The organism is Enterococcus sp. DIV1094 (genome assembly GCF_017316305.2).
Taxonomy (GTDB): domain Bacteria; phylum Bacillota; class Bacilli; order Lactobacillales; family Enterococcaceae; genus Enterococcus_B; species Enterococcus_B mangumiae.
Genome location: NZ_CP147250.1, coordinates 1,937,855 through 1,955,795 on the forward strand (window position 1 = coordinate 1,937,855; position 17,941 = coordinate 1,955,795).

18 protein-coding genes are annotated in these 17,941 nt (G+C 37.6%); 14 read left to right on the top strand and 4 right to left on the bottom strand.

The genetic code is table 11. The features are described from left to right. Nucleotides 1-50 precede the first annotated feature (50 nt). Both DOK79_RS09240 and DOK79_RS09245 read right to left on the bottom strand, forming a co-directional pair. Nucleotides 51-1,250 (bottom strand): toxic anion resistance protein, encoded by a 1,200-nt coding sequence (locus DOK79_RS09240; RefSeq protein WP_206857001.1) that lies wholly within the window; start codon nt 1,248-1,250, stop codon nt 51-53. An 89-nt stretch (nt 1,251-1,339) separates the two neighbouring features. Further along, a complete protein-coding gene (locus DOK79_RS09245; RefSeq protein ID WP_206857002.1) occupies nt 1,340-1,996 on the bottom strand; it encodes a 5-bromo-4-chloroindolyl phosphate hydrolysis family protein in 657 nt (218 codons plus the stop codon). A 217-nt stretch (nt 1,997-2,213) separates the two neighbouring features. On the opposite strand from DOK79_RS09245, the gene DOK79_RS09250 reads away from it, so the two are divergent. The 4 genes from DOK79_RS09250 to DOK79_RS09265 are packed head-to-tail and all read left to right on the top strand — an operon-like array spanning nt 2,214 to nt 4,348. After that, a complete protein-coding gene (locus DOK79_RS09250) occupies nt 2,214-2,777 on the top strand; it encodes an NUDIX hydrolase (RefSeq protein WP_206857003.1) in 564 nt (187 codons plus the stop codon). A gap of 12 nt (nt 2,778-2,789) precedes the next feature. Beyond that, a complete protein-coding gene (macP, locus tag DOK79_RS09255; protein WP_206857008.1) occupies nt 2,790-3,074 on the top strand; it encodes a cell wall synthase accessory phosphoprotein MacP in 285 nt (94 codons plus the stop codon). A gap of 17 nt (nt 3,075-3,091) precedes the next feature. Beyond that, a complete protein-coding gene (locus DOK79_RS09260; protein ID WP_206857010.1) occupies nt 3,092-3,784 on the top strand; it encodes a 5'-methylthioadenosine/adenosylhomocysteine nucleosidase in 693 nt (230 codons plus the stop codon). 12 nt (nt 3,785-3,796) lie between these two features. Beyond that, nucleotides 3,797-4,348, top strand: coding sequence for a cysteine hydrolase family protein (locus tag DOK79_RS09265; RefSeq protein ID WP_206857012.1), 552 nt, complete (start codon nt 3,797-3,799; stop codon nt 4,346-4,348). A gap of 104 nt (nt 4,349-4,452) precedes the next feature. Here DOK79_RS09265 and DOK79_RS09270 read toward each other — a convergent pair whose 3' ends face one another. Beyond that, nucleotides 4,453-6,360: a M13 family metallopeptidase gene (locus DOK79_RS09270; protein WP_206857013.1), complete on the bottom strand. Its 1,908-nt coding sequence runs from the start codon at nt 6,358-6,360 to the stop codon at nt 4,453-4,455. A gap of 332 nt (nt 6,361-6,692) precedes the next feature. On the opposite strand from DOK79_RS09270, the gene DOK79_RS09275 reads away from it, so the two are divergent. The 5 genes from DOK79_RS09275 to DOK79_RS09295 all read left to right on the top strand — a co-directional run bounded on the left by DOK79_RS09275 (nt 6,693) and on the right by DOK79_RS09295 (nt 11,757). Further along, complete coding sequence (locus DOK79_RS09275) at nt 6,693-7,928, top strand: RNA-guided endonuclease InsQ/TnpB family protein (protein ID WP_242543302.1); 1,236 nt, start codon at nt 6,693-6,695, stop codon at nt 7,926-7,928. Between the two features lie 182 nt (nt 7,929-8,110). Further along, the gene (locus tag DOK79_RS09280; RefSeq protein ID WP_242543303.1) at nt 8,111-8,977 is read left to right on the top strand and encodes a dihydrolipoamide dehydrogenase; all 867 of its coding nucleotides are present in this window, start codon (nt 8,111-8,113) and stop codon (nt 8,975-8,977) included. 77 nt (nt 8,978-9,054) lie between these two features. Next, entirely contained in the window at nt 9,055-10,035 is a 981-nt protein-coding gene (locus DOK79_RS09285) for a ribose-phosphate diphosphokinase (protein ID WP_206857014.1), read from the top strand. Between the two features lie 168 nt (nt 10,036-10,203). After that, nucleotides 10,204-11,334 carry a cysteine desulfurase family protein gene (locus DOK79_RS09290; RefSeq protein ID WP_339091858.1) on the top strand — a complete coding sequence of 377 codons (1,131 nt, stop codon included), beginning with the start codon at nt 10,204-10,206 and terminating at the stop codon, nt 11,332-11,334. A gap of 75 nt (nt 11,335-11,409) precedes the next feature. Then, entirely contained in the window at nt 11,410-11,757 is a 348-nt protein-coding gene (locus tag DOK79_RS09295; RefSeq protein WP_206857016.1) for a DUF1831 domain-containing protein, read from the top strand. 137 nt (nt 11,758-11,894) lie between these two features. Here DOK79_RS09295 and DOK79_RS09300 read toward each other — a convergent pair whose 3' ends face one another. After that, the gene (locus DOK79_RS09300; protein WP_206857018.1) at nt 11,895-12,674 is read right to left on the bottom strand and encodes a hypothetical protein; all 780 of its coding nucleotides are present in this window, start codon (nt 12,672-12,674) and stop codon (nt 11,895-11,897) included. Between the two features lie 134 nt (nt 12,675-12,808). On the opposite strand from DOK79_RS09300, the gene DOK79_RS09305 reads away from it, so the two are divergent. The 5 genes from DOK79_RS09305 (at nt 12,809) to DOK79_RS09325 (ending at nt 17,750) form a co-directional block, all read left to right on the top strand. Further along, nucleotides 12,809-14,041 (top strand): MFS transporter, encoded by a 1,233-nt coding sequence (locus tag DOK79_RS09305; RefSeq protein WP_206857020.1) that lies wholly within the window; start codon nt 12,809-12,811, stop codon nt 14,039-14,041. 84 nt (nt 14,042-14,125) lie between these two features. Next, nucleotides 14,126-14,737, top strand: a complete 612-nt coding sequence (locus tag DOK79_RS09310; RefSeq protein WP_206857023.1) for a metallophosphoesterase — start codon at nt 14,126-14,128, stop codon at nt 14,735-14,737. Nucleotides 14,738-15,200: 463 nt separating this feature from the next. Further along, nucleotides 15,201-15,467, top strand: coding sequence for a hypothetical protein (locus tag DOK79_RS09315; protein WP_206857025.1), 267 nt, complete (start codon nt 15,201-15,203; stop codon nt 15,465-15,467). A 1,278-nt stretch (nt 15,468-16,745) separates the two neighbouring features. After that, nucleotides 16,746-17,033 carry a hypothetical protein gene (locus tag DOK79_RS09320; protein ID WP_206857026.1) on the top strand — a complete coding sequence of 96 codons (288 nt, stop codon included), beginning with the start codon at nt 16,746-16,748 and terminating at the stop codon, nt 17,031-17,033. 93 nt (nt 17,034-17,126) lie between these two features. Next, a complete protein-coding gene (locus DOK79_RS09325) occupies nt 17,127-17,750 on the top strand; it encodes a hypothetical protein (protein WP_206857027.1) in 624 nt (207 codons plus the stop codon). The last annotated feature ends 191 nt before the right edge of the window (nt 17,751-17,941 follow it).

Below are 17,941 nucleotides of genomic sequence, written 5' to 3' on the forward strand. Positions count from 1 at the left end.
AAACAAAAAACCTTGTATCAAGCAGATTGCTTCGTACAAGGTTTTTTTATTTATTGTGTTAAATCTAGTAATTTTTGTTTCAAATCTTCTTCCATATGGCCAAGCTCGACTTCTGCATGGCGACGTTTTTCTTTTCCTTCTTGTTGGATACGGAGTGTTTCTTGGATCGTTTCGATCAAATCATTTTGTGTCGTTTGTAATGTTTCAATATCCACGATACCACGTTCGTTTTCTTTCGCTGTTTCGATCGCAGAGATTTTCAACATTTCTGAGTTTTTCTTCAACAGATCGTTGGTTGTTTCAGAAACTTGACGTTGTGCAGTAACAGCATCTTTTTGACGAAGTAAAGTCAACGCGATAACCACTTGGTTTTTCCACAATGGGATCGCTGTAGCAATCGATGCTTGGATCTTTTCTGCTAACGCTTGGTTTGTGTTTTGGATCAAACGGATCTGTGGTGCTTGTTGGATCGTGATCTGTCTTGCTAAACGTAGATCGTGGGTACGTTTGTCTAAGCGATCAAGAAACTGTGTATAATCATTGGCGATCTGTACATCCATTTGATCGCCTGTTTGTTCTGCTTTTCGCATCGCTTCTGGGATGATCGTTGTTTGTAGTTCTTCCATTTTTAACTCGCCAGCAGCGATATAAATATTCAACGCATCAAAATAATCTTTATTCTTTTGATAAAGTTGTTCTAACATCAAATTGTCTTTTAATAGACCATCTTTTTCTTTGTCTAATTTGACTGAGATCTTATCGATTTGCGCACCGATTTTTTGATATTTTGCAGTCACTTCATAAATCGATTGTTTGACTTTGCCGAATACGCGTTGGAAAATATTTCCTTCGCCGGCACGTAATTCATCAGGATTCGCTTCTTGCAAGCGATACATCAGTTCAGTCAATGAATCGCCGACTGGTCCGATATCTTGCGCTTGTACGTGATTCAACATTGACTGTGAGAATTCACCTAATTTTGTTTGGGCAGCGGAACCATAGCTGATGACAGACTGAGAATCAGTCACATCGATTTTTTCTGCTAATTGTTTTGCTTGTTCTTGTCTTTCGGCAGGTAACTTATCAATCAAACGGGCAGCTGTTTGTTGCTCTTGCAAAGCATTGATTTCGTTTTGCTGTGTTTGGGTCAATTTATCGACAGGTGTCGAAAATGGATTATTCAGTAAGTCTTCTAAAGTATCATTAACTGGGGTTACTTCTTGTTTTGGTAAATTTGGCTTATTTTCCATATAATTTCCTCCTTATCGAATGAAGCTAGAAAAAGTACCCGAAACAGGCAGACGATGTCTAACTGTTCCGAGTCTTAGAGACGAGTTGCTTATTCTTCTTGTTCTTCTTTATTATCACGCTTTAAGCTTTGTTTCGCAACAGATATCTCTACATCGATATCTTCCAGATCTTCGGATACGAAATCTTGATAGTCTTTAGCAACTAATAAAGCGAGTTGATCAATGATCTGATTGCTTTCTTCCAATTTCTGGTAAGTCTGTTTATTCTTGATCTCGTGTGCATTGATCTCGATGTATTTATTTGTCAAATCCACTAAATTTGGCAAGTGGGTGTAAAGAAATTGACTCGCATCGTGCAGGCGAGTAGGTTCTTTTACAAGTTCTTTGAACAACCCTTTTGCTGCTTTTACAGGTTCGTGACGAAGATCGATTGCTTTTAACTTCGCTGTTTCGTGCATATTTTTTTCTAGCTGTTCAATTTCATTTTTTGTTTGATTCATCGTTTCTCTAAAATAAGAGATTTCGCTAGGTGTCATACCATTTTCGCTATAATGGGATGCTAATTTGTCTGAAAGATCGGGTAATGCGGTTTTATCTTTAGGTTTGCTACGAAAACCGAAAAGTCCCCAAATCACCAAAACAGCGCCAATCAGCAAGATCATTGATGTGATCGATACATCATTATAACTAAAGAACAGTATCACTAAGAGTAAACCTAAGATCCATTTCCAATTTTTTTTGATCATTATAAAAACCTCCAAGTATATTCGTTGACCATTCGATTCATCTACTCCTTCATTTTAGCACACCCTACTTAATAATTAGTATCGGACTAAAGGTGGATTTTACGAGTTTATAGAATTTCTAAGGTTTGGATATGTTAAACTAAGTAAGAAATCAAAAAGAAAATTGAAAAAATCAAAAAAAGTAGTTATTATAGGACAAAAGAAAGCAGGGGAAATGATGCTTGAATACGAACAGTTTGAAGAAAAAACGATCCAACGAAAAGAAATCTATCATGGCGCGATCATTGATGTAGCTGTCGATGATGTTCGTTTACCAGATGGCAATGTCGGAAAACGTGAGCTGGTCTTTCACCCGGGTGGTGTGGGGATCATTGCTTTTGATGAACAGGAACGTCTATTATTAGTCAAACAATTCCGTAAACCTTTAGAAAAAGTGATTCTGGAAATACCCGCAGGTAAAATCGATCCAGGAGAGAAACAAGCGCCTGAGATCACTGCGGCCAGAGAACTAGAAGAAGAAACGGGCTACCGCGCAGAGCGATTGGAACATTTGACTTCCATGTATTTGTCACCAGGATTTGCAAATGAACTTTTGCATATCTATCATGCATTAAATATCAAAAAAGTAGAACAGCCTCTAGCACAAGACGAGGACGAGGTATTGGAGCTTTATGCGCTGACTTTACCAGAAGCAAAACAAGCGATGGCAGATCAAGTCATTTGCGATGCCAAAACGATTTATGCGATTCAATACTGGGAATCAATGAACAAAGGAAAGTAGAGGGATCGATGGATGGTCAAAGGACCGCTAGTCACACGTAGTGAAATCCGCAAGCGACAGCAAGAACAAGCACAAGAATCATTGAAAAAACAAAGAAAAGCGGAAGCCACGTACAAACAAGAAGAAAAAAAGATCGCGAGCTTTTATCGCAAAGAACAAAAGAAAAACAAGCCGATCACAAAAACAAGAGCCGGCGAACGAGAAAAAACACGCAAATGGAATGCTATTTTAATGAAAGGCTTGGTTATCGTCATTTTATTGTTAGCCATCGTTTTTCTAGCAGTCGCATTTTTATAGAAAGAAGGAACTAGTAGATGAAAATTGGAATCATTGGCGCTATGGAAGAAGAAGTAAAAATTTTAAGAGAGCAATTAGGCGAACCGTTATCATGGGAAAGAGCGGGGGCTTTGTTTATTTCAGGCTCTTTAGGAAATCATGAAGTCATCGTTGTACGTTCAGGCATCGGAAAAGTCTTGGCATCGATCACAACAAGCTTGCTGATCCAACAATATGGTGTCAACATGGTCATCAATACAGGATCAGCTGGCGGTATTGGTGAAGGGCTACGTGTAGGGGATGTCGTGATTTCTGACAAAGTTGCCTATTTTGACGCAGACGTGACAGGTTTTGGCTATAAACCAGGACAATTACCAGGGATGCCTCTTTACTATGAAGCAAGTACGTATTTACGTTCAGAAATGAAAAGAGCCGCAGAAGCAACCAACTTAAATGCCAAAGAAGGCTTGATCGTTACAGGGGATACATTTGTTGATTCTCCAACAAAAGTCCAAGAGATCTTAGGGAATTTCCCTGAAGCACTTGCTTGTGAAATGGAAGGAGCTGCGGTTGGTCAAACAGCGCAACAATTCAACATTCCTTTCTTGATCGTGCGAGCAATGAGTGATACAGCAGACCATTCAGCAACACAAAGCTTTGACGAATTCATTGAAGAAGCAGGAAAACGTTCAGCTGAAATGGTGATTGAGTTTGTCAAACATCTTGTATAAGGAGTGAACCGTATGAAAGCATTGATTTCGATTGATTACACCTATGATTTTGTTGCAGATGACGGGAAATTGACTACTGGAGAAGCCGGGCAAGCGATTGAAACAGCATTGACAGACCACACAAAATCTTTCATTGAAGCAAATGACTATGTCGTCTTTGCTATTGATGCCCATGACCCAACGGATGACTTTCATCCAGAAAACAACTTGTTTCCGCCACATAATGTGATCGGAACGAATGGTCGTGATCTATATGGTTCCTTGCAAGAGATTTATAAGGAACACCAAACGCAAGCCAACGTGTATTGGATCGATAAGCGCCACTATTCAGCATTCAGCGGTACAGATCTCGATATTCGTTTGCGTGAACGTGGGATTACTGAGCTATATTTAACAGGCGTTTGTACAGACATTTGTGTCTTGCATACAGCGGTCGATGCGTATAACTTAGGCTATCAATTATTTATTTATGAAGATGCAGTTGCTAGTTTTGATCCAATCGGACATGACTGGGCGTTGAAGCATTTTCAAACAGCGCTTGGTGCTGAGATTATTAAGGGATAAAAAAGCGACTCCAAAGATTAGATCATTCATCTAACTTTTGGGGTCGCTTTATTTTGGTTATTACTAGTTACTATTCCATGATTTTCGTAGCTGGATCACAAAAATTACCAAATATGCACACGTTTTTCAGGTGCTAGATACATCGGATCTTCTTCAGTGATCTCGAATGCCTCATAAAACTCTTCTAAGTTCTGAGGTTGGATATTTGCACGTAGTTTTGCAGGTGCATGAACATCGATTTGTAAAAGTAATTGTTGGTATTCTTTTTTCGCTTTTGTGCGCCAGATCGTTGCCCAATTCATGAAGAAATCGGCTGCTGAGTAATCGTCTTCTGTCCTTGCGGCTTCTAGTGCGCAACTTAGCCCACCAGCATCGGCAATGTTCTCAGAAACAGTCAGTTTGCCATTGACTGTGCCATCTGCAAAAGGTACACCATCAAACTGTTCGATCATAGCTTGTGCTTTTTCTTGGAAATGAGAAAAGTCTTCTTCTGTCCACCAGTTATTCAAATTACCGAATTCATCAAATTTTGCGCCGTTGTTGTCAAAAGCATGAGAGATCTCATGCGCAATAACTGCACCGATTCCGCCGAAGTTTGCTGAACTAGATTGTTCCAAACTATAAAATGGCGCTTGTAAAATCGCAGCTGGGAAAACGATGACGTTGCGGAATGGGTGATAGTACGCATTGACTGTGTCTGCACTCATTTCCCACTCACTACGATCGACAGGTTTGTTCCATTTACTGAAACGATCCTTTAACGTCAGATGACTAAAGTTCAATGCATTTGAAAGAAGGGTTCCACCTTCATCTGCGGGAACTGTTTGGAATGCATCGAACAAAGCAGGGATTTTGTCAGGATAACCGACTTGGATGCCTAATTTGTTCAATTTGACGATTGCTTTTTCTCGTGTCGCATCACTTAACCATTCATTTGTTTCAAGTCGTTTTTGATAAACGTTGATCATTTTTTTGACCATTTGCTCGACATCTTTTTTCGCCGCTTCACCAAAGTATTTGTTGCCATAGTAATCTCCAAGTACATGATCAAATTGCCCTGAAGCAAGGTAATATGCTGCTTTCTTTTGCGGCATTGCTTCATCAGTTCCCGATAAAGTTCGAGAGAAGATCCCACTGACTTGACGGAACTCTTCAGACAAGTAACTGCTTAATGAACGCACAGTTTTTACGATCATCCAGCTTTTAAGTAGTCGAAAATGAGGCGTTGTCAACAGTTCAGCTAAATGTTCAAAGTAGACAGGATCTGTAACGATCACTTGATCTGGGTGTGTGCCAATCAAGCCAGTACTCAAGGCAGTTAAGTCAAGTGCATCTGTATATGCCGTAAATTCAGTAAAGGCTCTTGGATTATACATTTGGCTGTAGTCCGCATTTTCTTCTGCGCTTTTGACATGAGGCGCAATCAATTTATCAAATTGGATCGCTTGTTCAACGATTGCTTCAGCCTGACTTCTTTCTTTGCCTGTCATTTCTAGAAGTTGGACCATCATATCAAAAAAGACGGACAATAACTGAGCACCATTTGGATGTTCTGCTTCGTAATAAGTTTTATCTGGTAAAAATAAAGACGGTGGTGAGGCGAAAAAGGCATTGACTTGTGCATTTTTCATATCTGCATCCACATCTAAAACAACAGGTAGCGGTAAGCTATCCAATGTCCAGTCTGGAAATTGCTGATTTAGTTCATCAAAAGAAGTAAGTTTTTCGATCCGTTCAAGGATTGGTTGTAAAGGTGTCGCACCTAATTGATCTCTATAGGCATAATCATTTGCCAATTGGTAATACGCAAGGAATTGACGCATCTTGTCAGACGTAACAGATGACGGATCAGCTAACATCTTATCTGTCTCTTGCATCATTAGTTGATCAATGCCATCAACTAAATCCTGAAACCCGCCAGTCGCTGGTTTATCGGCAGGAATTGTTGCTGTTTTTAACCATTCTTCATTTACTGCTTCAAAAAAATCTTGTTTCAAACGTTCTTGGTTCATTGAATCATCGCTCCTTTTTAGTTCCGTGTGCCCATTATCTAACAAAAAAGCAGAATAAACAAATGGAACGTAAAATCTACTCCAAAGAAGCACAAGTGATTGGAGGCATAATCAGCTTCTTTGACGGATAAGAAGTTCAATTTCTGTCCATACAAATCAAGAAAAATGTTAAAAACAACCAATCATCTATTAGTCACTCTGATTTATTTTTTTAGGTCTATCCCTTATAATGTAGGTGGAGGTCAAGGGCAGTAGGATAGAATTTAGAAATAGTAAAAAAATCGTTTGAATGGCTAGATAGGGCGTATCTTACTATTGAGGTGAGAACAAATATGAACTATCCAGCCGGAAAATGGGCAAAACATTACGAAGGAAGTCTACAAACTTTTAAGAAACAGGAGACAAAAAAGGGATCAAAACTAGTACAAAAAGTCATACGAGCCAAGAAGATAAGACTACGGCCGACGAAAGAACAAGAAGAACAACTTTGGCAATCAGCTGGAACGGCTCGCTGGGTGTTTAACTGGGTATTGCACATGTGGGAAATGAATCATCGATTTGGTGGGAAATTTATCACCAACAATGAGTTGCGAAAGCATATTACTCAAATAAAAAAACGTCCAAAGTATGCTTGGTTGAACCGAGTGTCAAATAATGTTGCAAAGCAGGCAGTTAAAGATGCTTGTGATGCATATAAAAAATGGTTTGATGGCTGTAGCGGAAAAAGTCGAGTGAAAGCAGAGAAGCCACGTTTTAAGTCCAGAAAGAAGACAAAACCTGCTTTTTATAATGACAATGTCAAATTAAAAGTAAAAGCGAAATCCGTTCTACTTGAAAAAATTGGTTGGATAAAAACTAGTGAACAAGTGCCAATGAAGACGAAATATCTCAATCCACGAATCTCTTTCGATGGCAAGTATTGGTATCTTTCTGTTGGCATTGAAAAAGAATGTCACAAACAAGAATTAACCACTGAAGTGTTGGGTATTGATTTAGGTATCAAAAATTTAGCCGTTGTTTCAAATGGCAAAGTTTATAAAAATATCAACCAGACAAACAAAGTAAGAAAAATCGAGAAACGATTACGTCGGTTACAACGTAACGTCTCTCGAAAATACGAGATGAACAAGGAGGGAAACCGATTTGTCAAAACATGTAACATCTATAAATTAGAAAAGAACATTCGGCACATACATCGAAAATTAGCAAATATTCGTCAGAACCACATCCATCAAACAACGACTGAGATCGTGAAAACCAAACCATCGAAAATCGTTGTTGAAACATTGAATGTAAAGGGCATGATGAAGAACAAGCACTTAGCTAAATCAGTCGCACAACAAAAATTTTATGAGTTCAAACGTCAACTTCAATACAAATGTGAAGAGTACGGCATTGAATTCGTCGAAGCAGATCGATTCTATCCAAGTTCTAAATTGTGTTACGAATGCGGGCATAGGAAAGTGAACTTAAAACTGAGTGAACGTATTTACCATTGTGAGAAATGCGGTTATACAACAGATAGGGATCATAATGCCAGTCTGAATTTAGCTAATTACAGTGCTTGATCTACGAGTTTCTAATCAAAAGAAAAACGTAGATATATAGGATTCGTTGTATCCGAATTGACGCCTGTGGAGTGTTAGAACAAACGACAGTAGCGAGCAAGTGGCAAAATCGGGCACGGTGAAACAGGAAATAAACATTAATCTGACAACTTTTATAGTTGGTTAGAACTATTTATAGATTTTTGGCAACGGTGATCGTTCTGAAAAATGCAAGTGGGAAATGGCAAGAAGTCACGCTCGACGGAAAAACAGAGCGAATCAGAGAGTTTCGTCTGCTAAAAAGAAGACGGGAGAACGAACACTATTTAGCAGTGATTTTTGAAAATGAAAGCTATTTGATCGTTGATCGTCAAGGTCAGTCTATCGAAGTTATTACGGCGGTGGATGGCTATTCAAAAAGTATCGCAACATCCATTACTTGGCAAGAAACAAGTATAGATGCAGCAACTAGTGACGATGAAATGATCGACACGTTTCTAACAAAGTGGGCGCAACAACAGTCAACCACACATTTAGTGGATTGTTGGGTAGGCTTGCCTGAGCAACGTTTCTTGACTTATAAAAAGTGGCGAACGCCATCTGGTTATCTTTGTGGTACTTATGCGGCAGCAGTGCTGCTTGCCTACTATCAAGATTATTGTGTGTCGGATCTGATTCCATCAGATATTCGCCAAAAAGATTCTCGCGATGCAAAAGAATTGATCCAAAAGCTACGTCACACGATCCAACCTTTAGGCTTTCCCACCATACCGATTCAAGTAAGCTCAGGGATATCCGCCTTTTTTAAAACACAACAAGAACCCATTTACGCCAGAAGTACAGTAGTGGGGTCTTGGCAACGAGCAACAAAGAGAATTCGCCAAGGAAAACCGGTAATGATCGGCATTTTAAAACTACTAGGCAGTACTTACGGTAATCATTGGGTCACAGCTTATGCTTACTATGAATCAGCTTCTGGTGAACGTTATTATAAAGTCCATGATAATTGGGGAAACACGAATAAAGTCATTCCTGCTAAGTGGGCGAATGGCACAGTCTCACTTCCTTGATTATTTTCAGAAAACACCAGAAATACTCGTAGAAATATGTTAAACTATCCAAGAATAGAGAAGTTTGGGAGGATGTCATGAGTAAAAAGTATCAGGACGACACGTTGAAAATCTTTAGTTTGAATGGGAATCAACCGTTAGCAGAAAAAATCGCCAAAGTATTTGGAACAGAGTTAGGGAAATGTGTAGTCAAACAATTCAGCGATGGAGAAATTTCGATCAACATCGAAGAAAGTATCCGTGGCGACCATGTCTACATCGTTCAGTCCACGAATGAGCCAGTCAATGATTACTACATGGAATTATTGATCATGATCGATGCGATGAAACGTGCAAGTGCCAAAACGATCAATGTGGTGTTGCCGTATTATGGCTATGCGAGACAAGACCGTACAGCGAAACCTCATGAACCAATTACAGCAAAACTGATTGCGAATATGCTTGAAGAAGCAGGAGCGACACGTGTATTGACGTTAGATCTGCATACAGTTCAAGTGCAAGGATTCTTTGATATTCCTGTAGATAACTTATTTACAATGCCATTGTTTGCTCATTATTATCGTGAGCTTGGATTAGTTGGCGATGACATTGTCGTTGTGTCACCAAAGAATAGCGGTGTCCAACGTGCACGCAGCTTGTCAGAGTACCTAAATAGTACGTTAGCGATCGTTGATCATGCAGACGAAGAAGTTGAAGGAACAGCAGAAAGCTATGTCATCGGGAATGTTCAAGGGAAAACGTGCATACTGGTTGATGATATTTTAAATACTGGTTTGACGTTCGCTCGAGCAGCCAAAGTCCTGAAAGAAAATGGCGCAAAAGATATCTACGTTTGTGCTTCACACGGCTTGTTGTCAGATCCTGCGAAACAAATCTTGGACGAAGCACCGATCAAAGACATTTGTATTACTGATTCTGTCTATACAACAGAAGAACGTCATCCTGAAAACTTGACGATCGTGACTTGTTCAAACTTGATGGGAGAAGCGGTGAAACGTATCCACGAAAATACACCGATGAGCCCATTGTTCCGTTTGGAAGAGAAGAGCTTTAGATAAAGAAGGTCGAAACACCATAAAATGGCGGAACACGGTTCATTTTTATGGTGTTTTTTTCATCTACTGTGTCCGAGCGACTAAAAAAACGCCTTTAGCACAGTTTATTTTTGGTAACTTGCTATTTCTATGCTAGAATGTGCCTAGTTCTATTTGAAAGGGATGAATACATTGGGCAATATTTATTTAGATCATGCAGCGACGACGCCGATGCATCCGTTAGTAATCAAAGAAATGATGGATATCATGGAAGGGACATTTGGCAATCCTTCGAGCATTCATGGATTTGGTCGGATGGCTCATGAAAAATTAGAAAATGCCAGACAAATTGTGGCAGATAGTTTACAAGTCCGCCCGCATGAGATCATTTTTAACAGTGGCGGAACTGAAGGCGATAATACCGCAATTCTTGAAACAGCATTTTCACGCCAAAATGAAGGGAAACATCTGATTACTACAGTTATAGAGCATCCAGCTGTCTTGAATACGATGAAGTATCTAGAAAAAAAGGGGTTTGAGGTTACATATCTACCAGTTGACCAAAAAGGGAATATCTCCATCGATGATTTTCGTTCTGCATTAAAAGAAGAAACCATTTTAGTATCGATCATGTACGGAAATAATGAAATCGGCAATTTATTACCAATCAAAGAAATCGGTGAAATCTTGCGAGAACATCCAGCCTATTTTCATACGGATGCTGTTCAGGCTTATGGCAATCAAACCATTCATCCTCAAGAATTAGGGGTCGATCTTTTGAGCATATCAGGGCATAAGATCAATGGGCCTAAAGGAATCGGCTTTTTATATAAAAGAGATGGCGTAAACATCCCACCTTTGCTTTTAGGTGGCGAACAAGAAGAAAAACGTCGTGCTGGTACAGAAAACTTGGCAGGTATCTGCGGACTAGCCAAAGCTGTCGAGATATTGACCCTTGAAGAAAGAGAAGCACGTAATAAAAAGTACGTTGGCTTCCAGCAATTGATTTTAGATAAATTAGCAGAAAATGGCATTGAATATGCAATCAATGGTGATTTATCGAATAAATTACCGCATGTCCTGAATTTACGTATTCCGGGCATTGTCAATGACCTCTTATTGATGAAATTAGATCTGCAAGGCTTTGCGATCTCGATCGGTTCGGCATGTACTGCTGGAAATATCGAGCCTTCTCATGTGCTAGAAGCGATGTATGGAAAAGGAACACCTTTCTTGAAAGAATCGATCCGTATCAGTTTTGGTTATGGCAACATAGAAGAAGAAGTCCAACGATTTGCGGATAGCCTAGTAAAGGCGATCTAAGCATGAAAAAGCCTAGTAAAACGAGTCAGAAACTTTTATAATAAAGAGGAAACTAAATTTACTGAGGTGAAAAATATGGCATTTGAACAAACAGCGTCCGTACTCGGTTCTCCGGTCACTTACCGTTTACATCCTGATGCAAAAAGATACACATTACGTGATAATGGTTTTACAGAAACGAACGGCGGCAACTATCAATTGATTCGTCCGCTTGATGCAACCCCACAAAGCAAAGAAGGCTTTAAATTAAAAATCACAGTTGCTAAAGACATCAAGTCATTGAAGATGTCGATCACGACAGCCAATGGGTTGCGTGCAGTCGATATTTTTAAAGATCCAAAGCAAAAAATGAGTCAAGATAAGTTTTATTTCTTGATGGATAGCATGATCAGTCGTGGACTATTTGAAAAAGTTGAAGGCTAATCAATCGTGTGAGATAGCAAAGAAAAACTAAAAATACCTAAGCGCTAGGGAATCAGGCACGTCTATCGTCTTTATATGACGATAAGTAGGCCAAGCTGTTCTTTCTAGCGCTCAGGTATTTTTTTAGTAGTCAACGATCATTCGACTTTTGACCATTCATCTAATGTTTTTCCTTGGGGATCTTTTAATTCTAACCAACTATTTGTTCCACCATAATACAATAGTAAACTAGCTTCATTCACACTTTTGACGATAACATCCTCCACGATCTTGTTATCTTTGATCTGCGCTTGATAGTCGTCGCGCATTTTATCACCGTATTTAGCTGCATAACTGACTGAACCGTCTTTATTCAATGGAGCATCAGGTAATAAAGTAGCACCTGCTTTGATCAACATCTCGTTGCGACTGATCCAATAAAGCGTTGCTTTACTGCCGCGAAATTCCACTGTAAAAGGAATCTCACTGATTTGTTTCGTCCAGCGATGACGTGCTTTGGCAGGTTTCTTTTTCGTCTCAGGAAGCGGAGCGAAGCCATAGCCGAAAGTCGTCAACACAGTCGTTACCTTTTCGATGCTTGGTGCTAATTTTTTGGCGGCTTCTGCTGGGATCTTTTCTTTGAAATCTTGGTCTTTTTCTAAGGTTAATCCGGCCTCAGCTGCTTGATCATTCAAAAGGTACATAAAATAATCTGCTTCAAGATCCCAAGGTAATTTGACGAGAATCACTTTGTCAAAACTTTTAGGCTGATCGTCTTTTCCAATAGCAATGCATTTGTTTTTTTCATAATAAAGAAAAAAGGAATTCTCCAACAGCTTAGTTTTTTTATTAAGTATACTGAAATGGATTTGTTCTTCTTCAAAATCAATGTTTATTTCTGAACGGCTGATCGTCGTGTGAAAACTGACTGTTTCCATGGTGGTACCTCCTAAAAACGTTTTATTCAGTTTACCATTTTTTCAATCAGGAAGAAATAATGTGGACTTTGTTTTGTAGCAATCGCTGGATTAATAATGGTAGAATAAAACGATACAAAAAACAGGAGGGATTTATGGAAAAACATTGGAAAAAGAATATCAACCTATTTCTTATAGGTCAATTTTTATCAGGGATCACAAGTATGGTCGTGCAGTATGCCATCATTTGGTATTTAACACAAGAAACAGGATCGGCGACTATTTTAAGTTTTGCCACATTATTAGGGATGCTTCCGATGGTTCTTTTAAGTCCGTTTGTTGGACCGCTGATTGATCGTTGGGATAAGAAAAAGTTATTGATTTACACGGATATCATTGTTGCAATCTTTGCTCTTATTTTATCCATTGTAGGAACAGTGATGTCGACCTTTCCGTTATGGTTAGTCTTTGTCTCTCTATTTATTCGTTCAGTCGCACAGACCTTTCAAATGCCAACGATCCAATCGATCTTACCAACGATGGTTCCTGAAACGGAATTGACAAGGATCAATGGACGGTTGGGAATGGTCCAATCAGCGAATTATATCATTGCTCCTGGATTAGGTGCTTTTTTATTTGCTGCGGTGCCAATGAATGGTTTGATCCTTTTAGATGTGTTAGGAGCCATTCTTGGTGTCGGTCTGTTGATATTTGTTATGATCCCTAAGATTGACAGACAAGGGGAAAAGGTTCATTTATTAGCGGATACTAAATTTGGAGTTAAAAAGCTGTACGAGAAACGGGGATTATGGCATATCATGATCAATGGCGCAGTTTTCATGCTGTTATTCATGCCAGCTGCAAGCTTATACCCTTTAATGACTATGGGCTATTTCAATGGCACCGTCGGACAAGCTGGTTTGATCGAAGTGATATACGCTGTTGGAATGTTAGTAGGGGGAGCGATCATTGGGTTTTCTGGACACTTTAAGAATCGCATGTTATTAGTGATCATCTCTTACATCGTCTTAGGTGTATCAGTTGGAGCGAGTGGTTTATTGCCAGCGACCTCACAAGGATTTATTTATTTTGTCATTCTCAATGCGATTGCCGGTTTGGCCACACCTTACTACAATACATTAGTGATGGCGATGATCCAGCAAAGTTTTGAGCCAAGTATTTTAGGAAGAGTATTGGGCGTGTTCAATTCTCTGATGTCTCTACCCGGTCCAGTTGGTTTGATCTTTGCCGGCCCATTAGCAGATGCCCTTGGCGTAGAAAAACTATTTGTGATTGCTGGAATCGGTACATTACTATGTGCGGTTGCGCTGTACATGGTTCCTTCAGCAAGAAACTACGATATAGAATTACAAAGTAAACATAGCTAAGAAAAACTTTCTTTTTGAAGATAGGCATTGATTGCCTATTTTTTTGTTTTCACATACGATATTTATAAAGGACGGTGAGCTTGGATGAATTATTTTATCAGTGATATCCATTTTTTTCATGAACGGTTGCTTAGGAATAGTGATTTTTCACCACGACCATTTAAAAATGTTGCCCGCATGAATTATCAGTTGATTACTAGTTGGAATGCAGTAGTAAAGGAATCTGACCATGTCTATCATCTAGGTGACCTTGCGATGCATCCCAAATATGAAAAAGGCAGCGAAGAAATTCTTTCCTTAGTCAAACAATTGAATGGCACGATCCACTTTATTAAAGGAAATCATGACAGTCGAGCCTTTTTCAAATACTTGGAACAACATGATCCATGGAAAAGTGAAGGAAAACAAAAATTTTACTTTTACGATGTGGGCGTCATCATAAAATTCAATCATCAACAATACTATCTGACACATTATCCGTTATTGATAGGAAACAATGATAAAATCCGCAACCTTCACGGACATATCCATCACTACAGCGTACCGATCGGCAACGACGTCAATGTAGGTGTAGATGCACCAGAACGAGAACTATTGGAAAAAAAATTACCCTTTGGCACACCTTTATCAGAAAACAATATAGAGGAAATCTATCAGAAAAAACAAGCAGAACTGGAACGACTGAAAAAAAGGTAAAGAAGAGGCTCAATCGGGACGGAAGTATTTAGTTGAAAGATAGTTGAAAAGCATCCAAGTGCTACTATTACGAGTAGTACTTGGATGCTTTTTGTTGTTGGTAGAATATTTCTGGTTATGCCTGTTTACTCGAAAATTGAAGTGTAACAATAAATAAAAAAATAACGAAAAAAAGTTTGAGGATTAATCTATTATAAGTTTTTATATGGTAAAATAATAACTAATAATTATATTTTTTTGTACATATAATATATATTAATTAGTTTTTTGACGTTAGCTATTTCCCCCTTTTTATATAAATAAGAAATTTATATTAGACCAATCATTTAAATTGTTATTCGTTATTTTATTTTACAATTAAAATAACGAATTAAAATTAATTGTAGTGGGGTTTTATGTTTAGCGGTCAATATAGAAAAATAGCTTCGATTATTTTTAAAAGAAGCGAAGAAAGGAGATACTTATGAACGGTTATAAAATCGGTTTAGTTGTTTCTATGATTTTATCGATCTTGTGTTTATTGGGAGCAATCATAGATTATGGAGGATATATCGGCTTCATCTTGGTGTTTGTGATCATTATCCCAGGACTTGCGGGAATCCATTTTACCACAAAAATCACTATGAGAAGGTACTTGAAATGGTCTCTGTTAGTCGTGAATTATTTATTTGCGACTACGCTCACCATATGGGATTTGGTCTATGTTTTCTTACAATTTTTTTATAAATAAAAAGGAACAGGCGTATCAAGAAAGATATTGAAAGAAGGAGAAAAAAATGATTCAAAATAAAAAATATTGGATTTTGTCGTTTGTATTATTGATACTTTCATGTCTACTTGCTAGACATTATTTTTTATCCTATAGACTATATCCACTTGTATATCAAAGGATTATTGTCTACGGTTGTTGGATACTAAGCGGATTTAGTTTATTTTTTTGTCGGGCGATCAGTAATAAATTTCTGAAACGTATTGTCATTAGCATCAACATTTTCTGTATTTATGGTTGGTGGTTTATATATGATTTTTGAAAATACAGATATTCATAAATTAAAAAGGAGAATAAGATGACGAATAACCAATTCATATTATCTATAGCAATGTTTTTTCGATGAGTTGCTTTGTTGGAGGAATCATTTCCGGAGAGAGTGCTCTACGGATTATTTTGTTTTTCATGATGACTTTTCCAAGTCTGCTAGGACTTTATTTTTCCACTAAAGCGGAACTTCGACATTATAAATGGTTGCTTATTTCTTTGAATTACTTTTTTGCTACGTATATTGTTATTGGGCAATTCATTGAATGGTTTATTAGAAAGTTTATCCAAATGAGTTAAGACTATTACGAGGAGGAATAGGAATGTTAACCAAGAAAAATTATTTAGAATTTATTCTTTCAATTGTTTTATTGGCAATCTCTATTCTTTTATTTTTATTCTATGCCTATCCGTATTCTAAATTGCAATATGAAATCAGAATATTCATCATGACGGTTTGTTGGTTATGTAGCACTGCAAGTTTGTTTTTTTCAACAAAAATCACTTATCCATATTTGAAAAGAGGAATTATATTAGTGAATTTTTGTTGTATCTATGGTTGGTTAGTCTATGTGTGCTTGTAAAATAGAAAATTAAAAATAGTAAAAAGGAGCGTATAAATGTCTTTTCTAAAAAATAAGTCTCGTACAAAAAAATCAGTAGTTCTATTGATATTGTCAATTTTTCTTGTATTCATTACGTGTATCTTTGCTAGTCCCATATTGTTTGAATCATTTAAATATCAATCGCATCTATTTATAGTCACAATTTCGATTTGTTGGGTCATCAATGGAGGGAGTATCGTTTTTGCGTTAGGAATCGCAGACAGATACCTGAAAAAGACATTGATTACGTTGAATTTTGTATTTGGCTATGTCTTTTTATTTACGATTTTCCAATTTTCTTTAAATTTTTGAAGCTATTTCTGTTTTTAGTGAGAAATATTGATGTTGATAAGGAGGAGAAAGAAGAATGAAACGTGCATTGAATGTATTCGTTTTATGTTTGTCAATGCTTGCATGTGTAAGTGGTCTGTTTTATATACATATTTATTTAAGTGGAGAAATTGAAGGTATTCTTTTTGCATTAGGTTTGGGTTTTCCGGGTTTGATTGGTTTTTATTGTTCGACAAAAATAAAAAAGACGAAGTTAAAATGGCTACTGCTAGGGCTGAATTACCTTTTCGCTACTTACAGTACTGTCTTGATTATCGTAATTTATTGGTTACAAGTCTTCGGGATAGAGTTTTTCAAAAGTTAGTACATTTTATTTTATGTATCAATTGAACAATTTAAAAATTAATAGAAATTTTATCTGATTGTGAGTGGATTTAAGAAAGAAGGAGTGAGTGGAATGATTGTAAAAAAAAGTATGCCGAATAAATACATTTCGTTCTATCTATTGGCGCTTTGTTTTCTATTAGGAAGTTTAGTTTTTGTTTTTAAATTTTATTGGTTATTTGCAACAGTCCAATATTCTTGGTGGATCATCAGTGGAATCAGTTTGTTTTACTCAACTAGAATCCCCTCAGCATTCTTAAAAAGGGGGCTCATTGGGATTCATCTTGTTTTGATGTATGGTATTGTACTAGGTACTTTATTAGGTTTTGCCAGTTTTGGTAATGTGGAGTATTTATTGTTTCCTATTGCGTACGTATTGATTGTGGGGGCACTTCATGAGTTAGAGAAGAAGAAAGTGTTCTTTATCATGGGCTTGATCATCCCGATGTCTATTTCTACACTCGCATTTATTTATGCTCATTATTTGATTATTTTTCGAAGTCATTCCTTCGAGAGTTATTATTTGATTCCTTTACTTCTGTTGATGGTGATCTCTGGGTTGATTGGACTATACGCTGCAACAAAACTGGAAACTAGCCGGCGAAAGTTTTACTTATTGTTTATCAACTATTTGTTCTCTACATATTTCAATGTTGTGTTACTGCTTTTGTTTTTGGTGAATGTAGTAAGAAACTGAATCATGAATAAAACTCATCTCATAGCAAAGTTTTGGTATCTGAAAAGCATGGAATGGACCAACTAAAAAACGTCGCTTTTTTAAATTGATTATTTAGGGGTGAAATTTTCAGAAAGATGACGTATAATGTAAAATACTGAAAAGTTGCGACCTTCAACTCGTAGATGTTTCAGAATCTAATTGAAATGATG